Annotated in this window: 17 protein-coding genes; 4 read left to right on the forward strand and 13 right to left on the reverse strand. The window is 73.3% G+C overall.

The genetic code is table 11. The features are described from left to right. Positions 1–177: 177 nt before the first annotated feature. The 11 genes from ACIPSE_RS21265 to ACIPSE_RS21315 all read right to left on the reverse strand — a co-directional run bounded on the left by ACIPSE_RS21265 (position 178) and on the right by ACIPSE_RS21315 (position 11226). Positions 178–1506 carry a sulfate adenylyltransferase subunit 1 gene (locus ACIPSE_RS21265; protein ID WP_401664645.1) on the reverse strand — a complete coding sequence of 443 codons (1329 nt, stop codon included), beginning with the start codon at positions 1504–1506 and terminating at the stop codon, positions 178–180. Between the two features lie 2 nt (positions 1507–1508). After that, entirely contained in the window at positions 1509–2441 is a 933-nt protein-coding gene (cysD, locus tag ACIPSE_RS21270) for a sulfate adenylyltransferase subunit CysD (RefSeq protein ID WP_401664646.1), read from the reverse strand. Further along, on the reverse strand, positions 2438–2974 hold the full coding sequence (gene cysC / locus ACIPSE_RS21275; protein WP_401664647.1) for an adenylyl-sulfate kinase: 537 nt from the start codon (positions 2972–2974) through the stop codon (positions 2438–2440). The genes cysD and cysC overlap by 4 nt, the downstream gene beginning before the upstream one ends. A gap of 35 nt (positions 2975–3009) precedes the next feature. After that, complete coding sequence (locus ACIPSE_RS21280; protein WP_401664648.1) at positions 3010–3720, reverse strand: phosphoadenylyl-sulfate reductase; 711 nt, start codon at positions 3718–3720, stop codon at positions 3010–3012. Beyond that, a complete protein-coding gene (locus ACIPSE_RS21285; protein ID WP_315885857.1) occupies positions 3717–3896 on the reverse strand; it encodes a hypothetical protein in 180 nt (59 codons plus the stop codon). The genes ACIPSE_RS21280 and ACIPSE_RS21285 overlap by 4 nt, the downstream gene beginning before the upstream one ends. Then, positions 3893–5590, reverse strand: a complete 1698-nt coding sequence (locus ACIPSE_RS21290) for a nitrite/sulfite reductase (RefSeq protein ID WP_401664649.1) — start codon at positions 5588–5590, stop codon at positions 3893–3895. The genes ACIPSE_RS21285 and ACIPSE_RS21290 overlap by 4 nt, the downstream gene beginning before the upstream one ends. A gap of 126 nt (positions 5591–5716) precedes the next feature. Beyond that, complete coding sequence (locus ACIPSE_RS21295; protein ID WP_350969053.1) at positions 5717–5800, reverse strand: putative leader peptide; 84 nt, start codon at positions 5798–5800, stop codon at positions 5717–5719. 127 nt (positions 5801–5927) lie between these two features. After that, a complete protein-coding gene (locus ACIPSE_RS21300) occupies positions 5928–6500 on the reverse strand; it encodes a GNAT family N-acetyltransferase (protein WP_401664650.1) in 573 nt (190 codons plus the stop codon). Positions 6501–6551: 51 nt separating this feature from the next. Continuing rightward, positions 6552–7805, reverse strand: coding sequence for a hypothetical protein (locus ACIPSE_RS21305; RefSeq protein ID WP_401664651.1), 1254 nt, complete (start codon positions 7803–7805; stop codon positions 6552–6554). A gap of 203 nt (positions 7806–8008) precedes the next feature. Next, the gene (locus ACIPSE_RS21310) at positions 8009–9298 is read right to left on the reverse strand and encodes a GAF domain-containing protein (RefSeq protein ID WP_401664652.1); all 1290 of its coding nucleotides are present in this window, start codon (positions 9296–9298) and stop codon (positions 8009–8011) included. Between the two features lie 293 nt (positions 9299–9591). After that, entirely contained in the window at positions 9592–11226 is a 1635-nt protein-coding gene (locus ACIPSE_RS21315) for an acyl-CoA dehydrogenase family protein (protein ID WP_401664653.1), read from the reverse strand. 160 nt (positions 11227–11386) lie between these two features. Here ACIPSE_RS21315 and ACIPSE_RS21320 point away from each other — a divergent pair, with 160 nt between their 5' ends. The 3 genes from ACIPSE_RS21320 (at position 11387) to glp (ending at position 14258) form a co-directional block, all read left to right on the forward strand. Next, positions 11387–11974: a hypothetical protein gene (locus ACIPSE_RS21320; protein WP_401664654.1), complete on the forward strand. Its 588-nt coding sequence runs from the start codon at positions 11387–11389 to the stop codon at positions 11972–11974. Beyond that, entirely contained in the window at positions 11971–12633 is a 663-nt protein-coding gene (locus tag ACIPSE_RS21325; RefSeq protein ID WP_401664655.1) for a class F sortase, read from the forward strand. The genes ACIPSE_RS21320 and ACIPSE_RS21325 overlap by 4 nt, the downstream gene beginning before the upstream one ends. A 167-nt stretch (positions 12634–12800) precedes the next feature. Next, positions 12801–14258, forward strand: a complete 1458-nt coding sequence (gene glp / locus ACIPSE_RS21330; protein ID WP_401664656.1) for a gephyrin-like molybdotransferase Glp — start codon at positions 12801–12803, stop codon at positions 14256–14258. Here glp and ACIPSE_RS21335 read toward each other — a convergent pair. Both ACIPSE_RS21335 and ACIPSE_RS21340 read right to left on the reverse strand, forming a co-directional pair. After that, complete coding sequence (locus ACIPSE_RS21335) at positions 14187–15017, reverse strand: hypothetical protein (protein ID WP_401664657.1); 831 nt, start codon at positions 15015–15017, stop codon at positions 14187–14189. The genes glp and ACIPSE_RS21335 overlap by 72 nt on opposite strands. Positions 15018–15086: 69 nt before the next feature. Next, a complete protein-coding gene (locus ACIPSE_RS21340) occupies positions 15087–16811 on the reverse strand; it encodes an ATP-binding cassette domain-containing protein (RefSeq protein WP_401664658.1) in 1725 nt (574 codons plus the stop codon). Positions 16812–16961: 150 nt separating this feature from the next. On the opposite strand from ACIPSE_RS21340, the gene ACIPSE_RS21345 reads away from it, so the two are divergent. Beyond that, positions 16962–18101 (forward strand): YihY/virulence factor BrkB family protein, encoded by a 1140-nt coding sequence (locus tag ACIPSE_RS21345; RefSeq protein ID WP_401664659.1) that lies wholly within the window; start codon positions 16962–16964, stop codon positions 18099–18101. Positions 18102–18104: the final 3 nt, after the last annotated feature.

An 18104-nucleotide genomic window follows, 5' to 3' on the forward strand; every position in this document is an offset into this window, starting at 1 on the left:
GGTCGGCAGGTTTTCGTCGCTTCCGGGACGTCGGGTGGGGGGACAGGGCGCGCAGGCGGTGCGCGTACGTCATCGCGCACATCGCGCGACTCCGCCCTGTCCGCTGCCGAGGTCACCGCTGCCGACGCGGCCGCCCTCCTTGGCGAACGTGGAGTAGACATCCATCGGGTTCATCTGTCAGAAGTCCCAACCGTCGTCTTCGGACTCGTCCTTGACGGGCTCGGGCGACGCGAACGACTCGCCGACCATGCCCGCGGTGAGCGTGGTGCCGTCGTTCGGGTCGATCAGGATGAAGGAACCGGTGCGGCGCGAGTCCGCGTAGGAGTCCACCGGCAGCGGCTCCGCGGTGCGGATCTTCACGCGGCCGATGTCGTTGGCGACGAGCTGCCCCGGGTGCGGATGCAGGGACAGGTCGTCGAGCGTGAGCCGGGACGGGATGTCCTTGACGAGCGCCTTGACCGTCCGGGTGCCGTGCTTGAGCAGCACCCGGTGGCCGACGGTGAGCGCCTGGTCGGCCACGTGGCAGACGGTCGCCTCGATGTCCTGCGTGGTGTCCGGCGCGTCCTTCGTCGGGACGAGCAGGTCACCGCGCGAGATGTCGATGTCGTCCTCCAGCAGGACCGTGACCGACTGCGTCGTCCACGCCACGTCCACCGGCTTGCCCAGCACGTCCAGGCCCGAGATCTTCGACGTACGGCCCGACGGCAGCACCGTCACCGCCTCGCCGACCCGGAACGAACCGGCGGCGATCTGGCCCGCGTAGCCCCGGTAGTCCGGGTGCTCGGCGGTCTGCGGACGGATCACGTACTGCACGGGCAGCCGCGCGTGGCAGTGGCTCAGGTCGTGGGTGACCGGAACCGTCTCCAGGTGCTCCAGGACCGTCGGGCCGCCGTACCAGTCCATGTGCGCGGACGGCTCCACGACGTTGTCGCCGGCGAGCGCCGAGATGGGGATCGCGGTGATCTCCGGGACACCCAGTTCGGTCGCGTACGCCGTGAACTCCTCGGCGATGGCGGCGAACACGGACTCCTGGTAGTCCACCAGGTCCATCTTGTTCACCGCGAGGACCACGTGCGGCACCCGCAGCAGCGCCGCGAGCGCCGCGTGGCGGCGGGTCTGCTCGACGACGCCGTTGCGCGCGTCGATGAGGATCACCGTCAGCTCGGCCGTGGAGGCACCCGTCACCATGTTGCGGGTGTACTGCACGTGACCGGGCGTGTCGGCGAGGATGAACCGCCGCCTGGCCGTGGCGAAGTAGCGGTACGCCACGTCGATGGTGATGCCCTGCTCCCGCTCGGCCCGCAGGCCGTCGGTGAGCAGCGCGAGGTCCGGGCCCTCTTGGCCGCGCGAGGCGGAGGCGCGCTCCACGGCCTCCAGCTGGTCGGTCAGGACCGACTTGGAGTCGTGCAGCAGGCGTCCGACGAGGGTGGACTTGCCGTCGTCGACCGAGCCGGCCGTCGCGAACCGCAGCAGGGTCGTCTCGGTGAGTTCCGTGATCGTGCTCATGCCTAGAAGTACCCCTCGCGCTTGCGGTCTTCCATCGCGGCCTCGGACATTTTGTCGTCGGCGCGGGTGGCGCCCCGCTCGGTCAGCCGGGACGCGGCGATCTCCGCGATGACCGCGTTCAGCGTGGTCGCGTCGGAGTCCACCGCGCCGGTGCAGGACATGTCGCCGACGGTGCGGTAGCGCACCAGGCGCTTCTGGACGGTCTCGTCGGTCTTGGGTCCGCCCCATTCGCCGGCGGTGAGCCACATGCCGGAGCGGGAGAAGACCTCGCGTTCGTGGGCGAAGTAGATGTCGGGGAGTTCGATCTTCTCGCGGGCGATGTACTGCCAGACGTCGAGTTCGGTCCAGTTGGAGAGGGGGAAGACGCGGACGTGTTCGCCGGGGGCGTGGCGGCCGTTGTAGAGGTTCCACAGTTCGGGGCGCTGGCGGCGGGGGTCCCACTGGGAGAACTCGTCGCGCAGGGAGAAGACGCGTTCCTTGGCGCGGGCCTTCTCCTCGTCGCGTCGCCCGCCGCCGAACACGGCGTCGAACTTCTCGGCCTGGATCTTCTCCGTCAGGGGGAGTGTCTGAAGCGGGTTGCGGGTCCCGTCCGGGCGTTCCTTGAGCACTCCGCGGTCGATGTAGTCCTGCACGGAGGCGACATGGAGGCGCAGTCCGTGTTCGGCGACCGTGCGGTCGCGGTACTCCAGCACCTCGGGGAAGTTGTGCCCGGTGTCGACGTGCAGCAGCGAGAAGGGGACGGCCGCCGGGGCGAACGCCTTCAGGGCGAGGTGCAGCATGACGATGGAGTCCTTGCCGCCGGAGAAGAGGATCACCGGCCGCTCGAACTCGCCCGCCACCTCGCGGAAGATGTGGACCGCCTCGGACTCCAGCGCGTCCAGATGGGACAGGGCGTACGGGGTGTCCGTGTCCTCGTGGGTGGTCACGGTCGTCATGCCAGTCCTTTCCCGGTGAGCAGGGCGTGCACCGACGCCGCGGACTCCCGCACCGTCTGGTGCTGCGACTCGATGCGCAGGTCCGGCGACTCGGGCTCCTCGTAGGGGTCGTCGACCCCGGTGAGCCCGGACAGCTCGCCCGCTGCCTGCTGGGCGTACAGGCCCTTCACATCGCGTTCGGAGCACACCTCGACCGGCGTGGCCACATGCACCTCGACGTACGAGGTCCCGTTCTCCTCATGGCGCTTGCGCACCGCGTCGCGGCTGTCCGCGTAGGGCGCGATCACCGGGACGAGCGCCTTGACCCCGTTGCGGGCGAGCAGTTCGGCGACGAAACCGATGCGCTGCACGTTGGTGTGCCGGTCCTCGCGGGAGAAGCCGAGGCCCGCGGAGATGAACTCGCGGATCTCGTCGCCGTCGAGCACCTCCACGAGGTGGCCCTCCGCGCGCAGCAGGCCGGCCAGCTCGTAGGCGATCGTGGTCTTGCCGGCACTCGGCAGACCCGTGAGCCAGACGGTGGCTCCGGTGGTCACAGGGTTCTCCTGGGGGGTCGTCTCGTGTGTCGTCGTCATGCGTGCAGCCCGCACTCGGTCTTGCTCCGCCCGGCCCAGCGTCCGGCGCGGGCGTCCTCGCCCTCCAGGACGCGGCGGGTGCAGGGCGCGCAGCCGACGGACGCGTAGCCGTCCATCAGCAACGGGTTGGTGAGGACGCCGTGTTCGGTGACGTAGGCGTCCACGTCGTCCTGGGTCCAGCGGGCGATCGGGGAGACCTTCACCTTGCGCCGCTTCTCGTCCCAGCCGACGACCGGGGTGTTCGCCCGGGTCGGGGACTCGTCGCGGCGCAGCCCGGTCGCCCAGGCCAGATAGCCGCTCAGGCCCCGCTCCAGCGGTTCGACCTTGCGCAGTCTGCAGCACAGGTCGGGGTCGCGGTCGTGCAGCTTCGGGCCGTACTCGGCGTCCTGCTCGGCGACGCTCTGCCGCGGGGTGAGGGTGATGACGTTGACGTCCATCACCGCCTCCACCGCGTCCCGGGTGCCGATCGTCTCGGGGAAGTGATAGCCGGTGTCGAGGAACACGACGTCGACGCCGGGCATCGCGCGGGAGGCGAGATGGGCGACGACCGCGTCCTCCATGGAGGAGGTCACGCAGAAGCTCTTGCCGAAGGTGTCGACGGCCCACCGGAGGATCTCCGGCGCGGACGCGTCCTCCAGGTCACGGCCCGCCTGCTCGGCGAGCGCCTTGAGATCGTCGGTCGTTCGCTCTTCCTGAAGCGCGGTCATATCTCGTCTCCCCCAGCTTCGGTGGGCTGAAGCCCCCGGGCGAGCAGCCCGAGGAACTTCAACTGGAATGCGCGGTTGCACGCCGCGCATTCCCACGCGCCGTGACCCTGCTCGGACGGACGGAGGTCCTCGTCACCGCAGTAGGGGCAGTAGAAGGGGGCGGCCCGCTCGCTCATGACAGAGCCTCCTCGGAGGCGCGGGAGGCCCAGGCGGCGAACCGCTCGCCCTCCTCGCGCTCGGCCTGGAACCGCTTCAGGACCCGCTCGACGTAGTCGGGCAGCTCCTCCGAAGTGACCTTCAGGCCACGGACCTTGCGGCCGAACCCGGCCTGAAGACCGAGGGCGCCGCCCAGGTGCACCTGGTAGCCCTCGACCTGCTCGCCGGCGTCGTTGAGGACCAACTGCCCCTTGAGGCCGATGTCCGCGACCTGGATACGGGCGCAGGCGTTCGGGCAGCCGTTGAGGTTGATGGTGAGCGGCTCGTCGAACTCCGGCAGACGGCGCTCCAGTTCGTCGATCAGGGAGCTGCCGCGCTGCTTGGTCTCGACGATCGCGAGCTTGCAGTACTCGATGCCGGTGCAGGCCATCGTGCCGCGCCGGAACGTGGAGGGGCGCGCCGTCAGGTCCAGCGCCTCCAGGGCCTCGACCAGCGAGTCGACCTGGTCCTCGGTCACGTCCAGGACGATCATCTTCTGCTCGACGGTGGTGCGCACCCGGCCCGAGCCGTGCGCCTCGGCGAGGTCGGCGATCTTGGCGAGCGTGGCGCCGTCCACCCGGCCGACGCGCGGGGCGAAGCCGACGTAGAAGTTGCCGTCCTGCTGGCGGTGCACCCCGACGTGGTCGCGCCAGCGCTGGAGCGGCTGGGCGGGGGCCGGGCCGTCGACCAGCTCGCGCTTGAGGTACTCGGTCTCCAGGATCTGGCGGAACTTCTCCGGGCCCCAGTCGGCGACGAGGAACTTCAGCCGGGCGCGGGTGCGCAGCCGGCGGTAGCCGTAGTCGCGGAAGATGCCGATCACCCCGGCCCAGACGTCCGGGACCTCCTCCAGCGGCACCCAGGCGCCCAGCCGGACGCCGATCTTGGGGTTGGTGGAGAGGCCGCCGCCGACCCACAGGTCGAAGCCGGGGCCGTGCTCGGGGTGCTCCACGCCGACGAACGCGATGTCGTTGATCTCGTGCACCACGTCGAGCAGCGGCGAGCCGGAGATCGCGGACTTGAACTTGCGCGGCAGGTTGGAGAACTCCTTGCTGCCGATGAACCGCTTGTTGATCTCGTCGATCGCCCAGGTGCCGTCGATGATCTCGTCCTCGGCGATGCCCGCGACCGGGGAGCCGATGACCACACGCGGGCAGTCGCCGCACGCCTCGGTCGTCGACAGGCCGACGGCCTCCAGCCGGTTCCAGATCTCCGGGACGTCCTCGATGCGGATCCAGTGGAGCTGGATGTTCTGCCGGTCGGTGACGTCCGCGCTGCCCCGCGCGAACTCCTGCGAGATCTCGCCGATCACCCGCAGCTGCTGGGTGGTGAGGCGTCCGCCGTCGATCCGCACCCGCAGCATGAAGTACTTGTCGTCCAGCTCCTCCGGCTCCAGGATCGCGGTCTTGCCGCCGTCGATCCCGGGCTTGCGCTGGGTGTAGAGCCCCCACCAGCGCATCCGGCCGCGCAGGTCGTTGGGGTCGATCGAGTCGAAGCCCCGCTTGGAGTAGATCGTCTCAATGCGTGTCCGCACATTGAGACCGTCGTCGTCCTTCTTGAACTGCTCGTTGCCGTTGAGGGGGGTGAAGTGACCCAGAGCCCACTGACCCTCACCGCGGTGACGGCTCACCTTGCGGCGGGGCGCGGAGGCGGCAGGATTCTGCGGGGTGGCGGCCATGGTGGTTACGTCCTTCGGGACAGGCGGGAAACAACTCTGACCTGCGCGTCACGGGCGCATGGAAAGGTGCTGCGCGGCTGTGCGCGAGCGGAGGTCTGGACGGGAAGGCGCGGCGGTGCTGTGCTCTCAGCCCACCGGACAGATGGCGCTGGACATGCGGCCGAGGTCGACGTGCCGCCGACTCACCAAGGCAATTCCAGTTCCAGACATGACGGAAGCGTGTCACGGCGTTCTGGACACAGTCCAGCTTCGTCCGTCATACGGACACTCGTGTCTCGCAGAGCGAGACGCGAGTGTCGTCGATCACATGCGGCGCGCGCGGTCTTGTCGACGCAGGTCAGGCCGGGTATGCGCCGGGCCACGGGCCGGGTGCGGCCACGTCCGGTTCCTCCTCGACCTTGGTGTCGAACAGCTGGAAGCCCCGCCGCTGGTAGTTGGCCATCGCGTGCTCACCGTCCAGGCTGCACGTATGCAACCAGACCCGCTTGGTCTCGGTCCGCTCCGGCCAGCGTTCGGCGAGGTCCCAGGCGCGCGCGGCCCCGTACGACAGCAGCCAGCCGCCGATCCGGCGGCCCCGGAAGGCCGGGACCAGTCCGAAGTAGACGATCTCCACGACCCCGTCGTCCTGCGGGTCCAGCTCCACGTATCCGGCGGGTGTCCCGCGGTCGTACGCCACCCAGCTCTCCACGCCGGGCCGCCCCAGATGCTCCAGCCAGCGGTCGTAGGACCAGCTCAGCCGGTCGGTCCAGCGGATGTCACCGCCGACGGAGGCGTAGAGGAAGCGGCTGAACTCGGGGGAGGGGACCTCGGCGCGGACGATCCGCACGTCGCCCTCGGGCGCGGCGGCCGGGAGGACGTCGGTGGGGGCGGTCTGTTCGAGGGACCAGGTGGTCACGGGAATGTTGGACATACCCCCCAGGCAACCACCCGGTCCGGCGATCTGTCGATCGGCGTCTGTCCGTCAGCCGAGCGAGCCGTCGATCGAGCGCAGCGGCAGCGCGAACAGGGTCCGCCCCGCCTGCGACCACACCTCGCCCGTCGCCTCCGAGTACGACAGGGACTCCGTGCCGGAGCTCCAGCAGCGCGTCGTCTCGTCGGTGCCGCACTCGGTGGCCTCGGCGCCCGTCGCGTTCTGCCGCCACAGGGTGCCGGGCCCGCCGTCGTCGTCGGTGGCGCGGGCCAGATACCAGTTCGCGCGGTACGACAGGACGGCGCCGACGCCCGGGGCCGCCGTCTCGTAGGCCTCGTCCACCCGTGTGTACCCGCGCGGGTCCGTGGCGAGCAGGCCGGTGCGGTCGGAGCCGGCGGCGAAGTCGTAGCGCCACAGCCGTACGGCGCGGTCGTCGTCCTCGGAGACCCAGTCGCTGGCGACCAGGCTGTCCGGGGAGGTGCTGCGGTCCAGGGAGAGGTAGTCCGGGTGCGTGGCCCCGGCGCGGTAGCTGCCGACCGCGGGCAGCACCCAGCGGTCGCCGTGCGCCGCCCAGCCGCCGTCGACCCGGCCGACCTGCGGGGCGTCGACCGTGGCGCGCTGGACGCGGTTCATGTCGTAGACGTACAGCCCGTCGCCCGCGGTCACCAGGAGCTTGTCCTGGTACCAGACCATGCCGGAGACCTCGGAGCCGAGCGCGCGGAAGTCGCGCCCGCCCTCGACCGGGACGGCGAGCAGCACCCAGGAGTAGGTGAGCCGGTCCTGGTCGGTGGCGTCGATGAAGGCGACTCGGGCCAGGCCGCGGGAGCCCTCGGTCCAGGCGGAGAGGATCACCCGGTCCTGGCCCCACAGGCCGTCGTCGTCCGCGTCGCCCGACGTGGTGACCGCGCCGGCCCGCCAGGAGCGGGTGTCGGCCTCGTCGAAGCAGTAGGCGCGGGTGGCGGCCGGTTCGACGGGAAGCGCCTCGTGGTCGGCGGGGGAGCAGTCGGCGGCGTCGCGCAGCCGGTGGTCCGCGTCGGCGAGCACGGCGCGCACGCCCTGCGGCCGGCCCATCCCGGCGGCGAGCCGGTCGAGCGTGCTCCGCGGCTCCAGCCGCTCGTGCAGGCGCAGGACGTCCGTCTCGGCGGCGGTGGCGAGCGGCTTCACCGCGCCCGGGTCCGCGGAGACGGTGGCCTGCGAGGCACTGATCATGGTCGCCGCGGCGGTCAGCGCGAGCGCGGTCCCGGCGAGGAACGCGCGCACCGCCCTGCCGCGCCTGCGTCGGCGGTGTCTGCCGCGTTGCACCATGTCGGCCCCTCTTCCAGGACTCGGCCTAGGCGGGCCAACTGCGCCTGATGATCTGTACGTTGAACGAGAAGCAGATGGGGTGGCCCTGCGTCGATGCTACGGCAGGAACGGCGTGCCGAGGGCGAAGACCCTGCAAATATGCGGAAGATGCCACGCTTGGACGGTTTCACGTCGCTGCCCGTGACCTTCCGCCGGGTCCGTTCTCAGCGCTCGCGCCCGGGTGTTCGCCGCCCGGCCAGCGCCGGTGCCGTGGAGTGCGGCAGCAGGTCACGGGGGTCGTCGGGGAAGAGGATCTCGACCTCCGCGTCCTCGCAGAAACGATACGGCCGATGGTCCAGAAGTCCCCCCAGATAGCGGCGTATCCGCGACATCTCGGCACGGACCGTGACCGTGCGGGCCGGGTCGCCGAACAGGCCCTCCGCCAGCTCCGCCGCACTGCGCCCGTCCCGTTCCAGGCCCAGCAGGCACAGCAACTCGGCATGCCGCGGACTCAGTTCGTGGCTCCAGGTGCCCGCGCCCCCGGACACGGTGAGCGACCAGCGGCGCGGCTGCGTGAGATCGAGCACGATCCGGGTGGCGCCGCGCGGCACCGGTTCGTCCGCCGCGCGCACCAGCCAGCCCCCGGCCAGCGGCTCCACCACGCACCGCCCCAGCGTGGGCAGCCATCTGCGGCCCGGCGACAGCGCCTTGGGCAGTCCCATCCGGTTCTGGTACGGCATCCCCGTCACCGCCGCCGTCCAGCCGTCCCGGTCCACCACCGCGGCCCGCCCGCCGAGCCGCGCCAGCACCGGAGCGGCGACCGCCCGCAACTGCTCCAGGGACGCCTGATGCCGCTCCCGCAGCCGGGACTCGGCGAGCCTGGCCACCGACTCGACCCAGGCGAGCGTCGCGGGGTGCATGGTCTCCAGCGGCCCGCTCACGTCCACGACACCGATCAGCCGGCCGTCCCGGGGGTCCGTGATGGGGGCCCCGGCGCAGGTCCACGAGGTCTGCGAGCGCACGAAGTGCTCGGCGGCGAACACCTGCACGGGCCGCCGGGTCACCACCGGCGTACCGATGCCGTTCGTGCCGATGACGCTCTCCCGCCAGTCGGCGCCCAGCTCGAAGCCGGTCCCGTCGGCCTTGCGCAGCACCGCCGAACTGCCCTCCCGCCACAGCACCCGGCCGTCCTCGTCGGCGACGACCATGATGTGCTGGGCGACGTCCGCGACCGCCAGCAGCCCCTCCCGCAGCACCGGCAGCACATGGCGCAGCTCGGAGGTGTCCCGGCGCCGCCGCACCTCCTCCCGGGACAGCAGCCCGGTCCTGAAGTCATGGTCCGGGTCGACGCCGCTGCGCAGCATCCGGTCCCAGGACCGCTCGATCACCGGCCGCGGCGCGACGGGCGCCCGCTGCCCGGACAGCGTCGCGGACCGGACGTCGCTCAGCACCCGGGCCGCGCGCGCCGCGTCCACGCCGGCGAGCCGGGTCACGTCCGTCTGCGAGAGCGCCACTGGTCCTCCAGGAATGAACGACTGCGGTCGCGCGGTGCCGCGTCGTTTTTCGGCCACGGGCGGGACCCGCGCTGACTGGTCGTCTCATAGTGCCCCCCGTCCCTCGCGGAGGGACGGACTCCGGCCACAGAGACCGGCAAGTTGCAACCCTCTGCAACCCTGGTGGACCGCGGACGGCTGACTGAGACTTGAGCGACGCCGTCCCGAGCGGCGTGCGGGCCTGCAACAGGCCGGATCGCGGGGGTGGTGCCGTGTCGGCGCAGCACCACCCCCGTCTCGCGTCCCCGGCCGGTTCACCCCTCGGGCCGCGCCCGGTCCACCACCGAGGCCAGATCCAGGCTCGACGGCAGTGTCCCGAAAGTGGCCCCCGCGTCGCCCCCGAGGCGTGACGCACAGAACAGGTCGGCCACCTCGGGCGGCGCGAACCGGACCAGCAAGGACCCCTGGAGCACCAGTGCGAGACGCTCCGTCAGCCGCCTGGCCCGTGCCTCCACGCCGTCCAGGTCGGCCAGCTCTGTCAGCAGCCCCTTGATCGCCCCGTCGAGACGGTGGTCGGCGCCGCGGGCCCGGCCGACCTCCTGGAGATAGGCGTTCAGGGCCTGCGGCTCCCGGCGCAGCGCCCGCAGCACGTCCAGCGCCTGGATGTTGCCCGCGCCCTCCCACACCGAGTTCAGCGGCGACTCCCGCACCAGCCGGGGCAGCCCCGACTCCTCGACGTACCCGTTGCCGCCCAGGCACTCGGCCGCCTCCACCACCAGCGGCGCACAGCGTTTGGTCACCCAGTACTTGGCGGCCGGCACCGCGATCCGCAGCAGCGCCCGCTCCTGCTCGCCACCGTCGTCCCAGGCGGCGGCGAGGCGCATCCCCAGCGTGGTCGCCGCCTCGGACTCCAGGTGCAGGTCGGCCAGGACGTTGCGCATCAGCGGCTTGTCGAGGAGCTTCCCGCCGAACGCCGCACGGTGGGCGCAGTGGTGGACGGCCTGCGCGACGGCCTGCCGCATCAGCCCCGCCGAGCCGAGGACGCAGTCCAGCCGGGTCGCCGCGACCATCTCGATGACGGTCGCCACCCCCCGCCCCTCCTCGCCCACCCGGCGCGCCCAGGTCCCCTCGAACTCCACCTCGGCGGAGGCGTTGGAGCGGTTGCCGAGCTTGTCCTTGAGCCGCTGGACGCGGAAGGTGCTCCGGGTGCCGTCCGACAGGACCCGGGGCACCAGGAAGCAGGTGAGCCCGCCGGGCGCCTGCGCGAGCACCAGGAAGCCGTCCGACATGGGCGCCGAGCAGAACCACTTGTGCCCGGTCAGCTCGTAGCTCTCCCCGTCGGGCAGCGGCCGGGCCCCGGTCGTGTTCGCCCGGACGTCGCTGCCGCCCTGCTTCTCGGTCATGCCCATCCCGAACAGGGCGCCCGCCTTGAGCTCCGCGGGCCGCAGCCCCCGGTCGTAGACCGTCGACGTCAGCCGGGGCTCCCACTCGGCGGCCAGGTCCGGGTCGGCGCGCAGCGCGGGCACCGCCGCGTGCGTCATCGACAGGGGGCAGCAGGTGCCCGCGTCGACCTGCGTCCACATCAGGAACGCCGCCGCGCGCCGCACATGCCCCGCGGGCCGCGACCAGGCCGCGGTCAGTCCCGCCGCGACGCCCTTGCCGAGCAGCCGGTGCCAGGCGGGATGGAACTCGACCTCGTCCACCCGGTGGCCGTAGCGGTCGTGGGTGCGCAGCTCGGGCGGGTTCCGGTCGGCCTGGACGCCCCACTCCTGGAGCTGCGCCGAGCCGCAGGCCCGGCCGAGCGCGCCCAGCTCGTCGCGCACCTCGCCGAGGAGAGCGGGCGTCACATGCCGCTCCACGGCCTCGGTCAGTGCGCGGTCGCCGGTGAAGACGTCGTGGCCGGTCAGGGGCGGCGGCTGATTGGTCACGGAGTGGGTCGTTCCTGCCATGCCGCGAACGTACCCGGGGTGCGGCGGGCACCACCACCGGCGAAGACGCCCGTACGGGGGAGTGCGTTGGCACGGTCGGCGCACCGGGCGCGCCGGGCGGGCCGGGTGCTGCCCAGAGTCGGAGTGTGCACCGGACCCGGCCGAAGGATCGAGGGACCCCATGAGACTGTTCCGAACCGTCGCGGCAGGCGCGGCCACCGCCATACTCGGCCTGACGGGCGCGGGCGTCGCGACGGCCGTCCCCCCGTCCGTCGAGGCCCCGCTCGGTGACGTCGCCGGGAGCGCGGAGGTCGTGCCCGCCACGGCCCGCCCCGGCCAGAGCGTGCAGATCTACACCAAGGCGTGCACCGGCCGGTCGGCCACCGCCGACTCCCTCGCCTTCGCCGCCACGGCCAAGCTCACCCCCGGGGCCAACTCGCTGACCGGGACGGCCCGCATCAAGCCGGACCTGGCGCCGGGGCCGTACGTCGTGAACATCGACTGCGAGGGCGGCGGCACCGCCGAGGCGGCCGTCGAGGTGATCCGGGCGGAGCCGACCCCGACGAAGTGCCCCGGCCCCGCCGAGTTCCGGCAGCCGTGCGGCGGCGGACATCCCTCGGGGCCGGTCCACGCGGGCGGCGGGGCGCGGGCCGCGCAGACCTTCGAGCCGGGCGGCAGCGGCGGCGTCCTCGGCATGGCGGGCGCGGGCGTCCTGGCCGCCGCCGGGCTCGCGCTGATCGTCGTGCGGCGCCGTCGCAGGGAGCCGTGAGCCCGTCCCACGGCACCGGCCGCCGCCGGCTCGGCACCGCCGTCCTCCTGGCGCTGTGCGTCGCCGGGGTGCTCAACAGCGGCCGTGCGGCCGATCGGGCGGTGCTCGGACCCGCCGCCGAGCCGGGCGTGGCGGAGGCCGGACGGGCGCTGCCCCCGGACGCCGTCGGCGCCTCGGCGGCCCGCGCCCCCTCCCGCCCGCTGACCCTGCGCATCCCGGCGCTCGGCGTCACCGCCCCGCTGCTGCGGGTCGGCCTCGACCGCCGGGGCGCCATCCAGGCACCGCCCTACGGGCAGCCGGGGGCCGCCGGGTGGTACGAGGGCTCGGTCACCCCGGGCGAGCCGGGCGCGTCGATCGTGGTCGGCCATGTGGACACCCGGACCGGCCCCGCCGTCTTCAGCGGCCTCGGCACCCTGGAGACGGGCGACCGCCTCCAGGTCGGCCGGGCCGACGGCACCACGGTGGACTTCGTCGTCCACGAGGTCCGCTTCTTCGACCGCGAGGGCTTCCCCGACGCCCGCGTGTACGGCGCCGGGCACCGCCCCGAGCTGCGCGTCATCACCTGCGGCGGACGCTACGACCGCGAGCGCCGCCGCTACGCGGGCAACATCGTCGTCTTCGCCCGGCTCGACCCGGGACGGGCGGGGGAGCGGGGCTGAAGGACTGACCCCGGGCGCGGCGGCTCGCATGACCGCCTCAAATGTCGTAAATCACACGAAGGGGCCTTCCGGGTTTCCCCGTCCGCGCCCCGCGCGGACGACGGGGAAACCCGGAAGACCCCCTTGCACACCTGGAGGCACCGGCAGGGAAGTGAGGGGACGCGACGATGACCCGTTCCGAGGGACGAGCCGACGGACCGCCCGGGACCGAGCACTTCTGGACCGAGCGGACACCGACCCTGGTCGGCAGACGGGGTGAGCTGTTCGGGGCCGGGCGGCCCGAGGCCGCGGGCGAGCGGCCGGACGACGGCGAGGAACCGCCGCGCGCGTCCGGGATGCCCGGTCCCCCGCTGCCCTGGGAGGTCCCCGAACCCCTCCCCGACCTCACCCCGCAGGACTCGGAACCGGCCAGGACCTGGTCGGTCGACGAGCACCGGGACGACGTCGTGCGGCGGCTGCACGCGCTGGAGCCGATCGAGATGCCGCTCCTGGAGGCGCACGGCTGTGTGCTCGCCGAGGACCTCGACGTGCCCGTGGCCCAGCCGCCCTGCGACGTCAGCGCCGTGGACGGCTACGCGGTGCGCGTCACCGACCTCCAGGAGTCGACGCCCGAGTTCCCCGCCGTGCTCACCGTCGCCCGGACGGGCGTGGCGCCGGGGGAGTGCGTCCGCGTCGCGGCCGGCGAGCGGCTCCCCGAGGGCGCCGAGGCGGTCGTCCCCGGCGCCTGGACGGAGGCGACCGCGGCCCGCGACGAGCTGTCCGTGCGCCACCCGGTCACCGCGGGCGGCTACGTACGGCGCCGGGGCAGCGCCCTCGCCGAGGGGGCGCCCGCGCTCCGGGCGGGCACCCCGCTCGGTCCCGCCCAGCTCGGTGTCGCGGCCACGGTCGGGCACGACCGGGTCACGGTCCGGCCCCGCCCCCGTCTGGTCGTCGTCTCCGCGGGCGACGAACTGACCGAACCCGGCCAGGAACTGCGGCCCGGCCGGGTCTACGACTCGGTGAGCGCCACCCTCACCGCCGCCGCCCGCGCCGCCGGAGCCGTCGCCCACCCGGTGCGCGGCATCCCCGCCGACGCCGAGACCCTGCGCGCCGTCGTCGCCGAACAGCTCGGCCGCGCCGACATCGTCGTGCTGTGCGCGGGCGACGCCGACCTCGGGACCGTCCTGCGCGCGGCGACGGGCGCCGCCCGGGGGCACGGCACCGTGGAGTGCCGGACCGTCGGCATGCTCCCCGGCCGCACCCACGGCTTCGGGCTGCTGGGCGCCCCGCACGAACCCGACCGGACCGCGTTCTTCGCGCTGCCCGGCCACCCCATGAGCGCCTACATCGCCTTCGAGGTCTTCGTCCGCCCGGCCGTCCGCGCCCTCCTGGGACTGCGCCCTCCCGCCCGGCCCACGCTCCTGGCCCGCTGCGCCACCGACCTGCGCTCCCCGCGCGGCAAGCGCCACTACCGGCCCGCCGTGCACACTCCCGGGGGCCCGTACGACGCGCTGGGCACCGTCGTGCCGCTCGACGCCTCGGGCGCGGTGCTGGAGGCGGGGCGGGTCAACGCGCTACTGGTCGTACCGGAGGACGTCACCCTGGTGCCGGCCGGCACGGACGTCGACGTGCTGCCCCTCGGCTGAGGCCGGCTCGGCGGAGGCGGTGTCCGGGGTCACCTCGGCCTCCGTCTCCGGGGCCAGGGGTTCCCCAACGCTCTCCGAGGGGACCGGCTCCGGGGAGTCCATCGGCTCCTCCTCGCTCCACGGCACGGCCTGCCCGGACGGTGCCGCGGACTCCTCCTCCCAGGGCTCCACGGCGTCCGGCCCCGGCTGGATCAGGTGCTCGTACCAGGCGGTGACGGTCCGGACGTACTCCCGCGAGGGGTTGTGGGCGATCAGCGCCCGCTCCAGCTCCTCGGGGTCGGTGAGGTCGCGGTCGCCCTCGCACAGGCGCCGGCCCGTGGCCAGGGCCGTCGCCGCGTCGGCCGGCCGGGACTCCACCTGTCCGACGGCGGCCAGGAGTTCCCAGCGCAGCCCGCAGACCTGGGCCTCGGCGGCGAGCGTCCGCTCCGCCTCCTCGTACACCGCCCGCGCGGCCGGGTCCACGGTGCCGGGTTCCCCCGTGGCGGAGGCGGAGGCGGACGGCGTGGGGCTCCCGGGCTCCGGGAGCCGCGGGTCGAACGGACGGGCGACCCCGGCGGAGGAGGCGGGCCCGGACGCCGACGGCAGCGGCGGCCTCAACTGCCGCGCAGTGGAGGGCTGCCCGGGCTCCGGGTGCGGCACGAGCGCCGCGACGGTGCCCGCGAACAGCGGCCCGGCGAGGATCGCGCCCATCACGACCCAGAGGGCGAGGGTGATGGTGTCCTCGTGGCTCCGTCCCCTGATCCACTCCGAGAAGCGCACAACTCACCTCATAGCTGAGAAAACTGACCTACCGTGACTTTTCCTCTCCGGTCAGTCTCGTGGCTCGGGTCAGCGGACGCGACCCCGGAGGCTCGTCAGGACGTACCAGAGCAGCAGCAGACCGATCGTCAGGGCCAGTGCCGTACCCATCGGCTGGGCCGTGAACAGACCGAGGGAGGTGCGCGGCGCGCCCGGCACCAGCAGGGTGTCCGGCAGCCCGAGGACCCGGCCCGTCGCCCGGCGGGTCAGCAGCGTGTGCAGCAGTGGCGCGAGCGCCACCGGCACCGACACCACCAGCGCCATCCCCAGCGCGGTGCTGCGCAGCACCGCCGCGCCGAGCAGTCCCGCCCACGCGCACCCGACGACCAGCCCGAACCAGCCGAGGAGCGGACGCACCGCGAGCGGGAGCGCCGACAGCGCCCGCACGTCCGGGGAGACGGCCGCCAGCGCGAGCGCGCCGACCAGCAGCGTGACGAGCGCGATCGCCGCCGCCACGACCGTGGTCACCGCGAACTTGGCGGCCAGCAGCCGAAGTCTGCGCGGCACCGCCCCCGGAGTCGGCGCGAGCGCCGGGAAACGGAACTCCTGTCCGAACGCGAGCGCCCCGAACAGCGCGGCCCCGACCGCCGCGGGCGGCAGCGGCACCCGCGGCGCCCACCCGGCCAGCACGGCCAGGGACGGCTCCGCGCCCCCGTGCACGAGCAGCGCCGCGATCAGCGCGGAGACCAGCACCGGCGTCACGACCAGCGCCACGGTGCTGCGCAGCCCGGCCAGCCGCCGCAGCTCGTAGACGAACGGCCACGACGGCCGCACCGGCTGCCGGGCCACCTGCCGGCGCGGCGGCTCCCGCTCGGCCCGCGCCAGCGTCCGCAGCTGCCCGGTCCCGTCCGGGACCCCGGCGGGCTCCGGACGCTCGGCGGCGGCTGCGGGCGTGCCGGTGTCCTCGACGTCGTCCTTCAGCTGGTGCAGCAGGATGCGGTGCCGGAACGCGGTCTCGCCGACCCGCGCGGACGTCATGTCGTACACGTGCAGACGGCTGCCGCCCTCGCGTCTGACCTCGGCGCCGTGCTCGTCGCCGAGGACCGCGGCCAGCCGGCCGGCCTGCGGGGACCTGACCGCCACGTGCGGGCGCAGCCGCGCCCGCTCGAACTCCTCGACGCGCTGGTCCGCGACGAGCCGCCCCTCGTCCAGGGTGAGGACCCGGTCCGCGCAGCGGGCCATGGCCCGGGCGTCGTCGCCGGTCACCAGGACCGTCCTGCCGCTGTCCGCGCAGGACCGCAGCAGCCCGTTCAGCCAGGTCACGTCGGCCGGCGAGAGCCCCTCGGCGGGTTCGTCCAGGACGAGGGAGTCCGGGTCGCCGAGCAGGGCCGCGGCCAGCGCGAGACGGCGGCTCATGCTGGCCGAGTACCGGCGCAGCCGCTGCTCGGCCAGCGGCCCGGTCAGCTCCACACGCTCCAGGACCTCCCCGGCCGCGCTCGCCGGCACCCCGGCCGCCGCCGCCAGCATCCTGAGATGGCTCAGCGCCGTGCGGTCCGGGTGCGGCGCGGGCCGCCCCAGCACGACGCCGACCTCGCGCGCGGGCTGCCGGTGCCGGTGCAGCGGGAACCCGCTGAACAGGGTCGTGCCCCGGCCCGGGGTCAGCTCCAGCATCAGTCTGAGCACCGTCGTCTTGCCCGCGCCCGCCACCCCCAGCAGGCCCGTGACCTCGCCGGGCCGCACGGTGAAGGTGAGGTCGTCCACGAAGGGCGGCTGATCGCCGTCCCGGACACTGGTCAGTCCGATGGCCTGGATCATCGTCTTCCTGGAGCCGGGCAACAGATGTCAAAACCTGACATTAGTCCCGGCGTACCTCCTCCTGTGGGAGGGGCACCCGGGAACACGCCGCACCGCGGACGGGGGCCCCGGGGGATGAGTACTGCCAGGAACGGCGGATACCTTTAGGTCGTGCAGCCAGCAAGTGAATCCCCCGAGCGGTCCTCCGGCCGTCTCCACCGGGCGCGTGCCCTCTACCGGAACGTCTCCAAGCGCAGGACCGCCTGGCTGCTTCTGAAGGACACCGTCAACTCCTGCATGGAGTACCGCATCCTCGGTCTCGCCGCCGAGGCCGCCTTCTTCACCCTGCTCTCCGTGCCGCCCCTGCTGCTGAGCATGATCGGCCTGCTCGGCTACGTCGACGACTGGACCGGCACCGACACCATCACCAGCCTGGAGGCCAACCTCCTCGACGCCTCGCGCACGGTCCTGTCCGACAAGGGCGTGAACGAGATCGCGCAGCCGATCCTCGACGACGTCATGAAGGGCGGCCGGCCCGACGTCATCTCCATCGGCTTCCTGTTCGCCCTGTGGTCCGGCTCGCGCGCGGTGAACGTCTTCATCGACACCATCACCGTCATGTACGGCCTCGACGGCGTCCGCGGCATCGTCAAGACCCGCCTCGTCGCGTTCCTGCTGTTCCTCGCCGCCCTGCTGATCGGCTCGGTCGCGCTGCCCCTGATGGTCGCGGGCCCGGACGCCGTCGTCCGGGTCGTGCCGTGGTCGACGACCGTCGTGCAGGTCCTGTACTGGCCCGTGGTCATCGTCCTGTCCGTCGCCTTCCTGACCACGCTCTACCACGTGTCGGTGCCCGTCCGCTCCCCGTGGATCGAGGACGTGCCCGGGGCGTTGGTGGCGCTCGGGATGTGGGTCCTGGGCAGCTTTTTGCTCCGCATCTACCTCCAGAACACCGTCGAGGGCGCCACGATCTACGGCTCGCTCGCCGCGGCCGTCGCCGTGCTGCTGTGGATCGGTGTGTCCGCGTTCGCCGTCCTGGTGGGCGCCGCCGTGAACGCCGCGATCGACCGGGTGTGGCCGGCCGCGGCGACGGCGGCGGCGCGCGCCGCCAACGAACGGGTGCGCGAGGCGCAGGTCGCCGAGTACGTGGCCCGCGCGGCGGTGCAGCGGGAGGTGGACCCGGAGGACCCCGACATGCCGTCGGAGTTCCCCGAGCGCTGGTCCCGCTTCCTGCCGCCGGAGGACGTTTCGTCCCGGCTGCGCACCCATGTGAAGAGCACGCACCCGCCGCACAAGTCGCCCGACGGCTCCTGACCC

Source organism: Streptomyces sp. NPDC090106 (assembly GCF_044747265.1).
Lineage (GTDB): Bacteria > Actinomycetota > Actinomycetes > Streptomycetales > Streptomycetaceae > Streptomyces.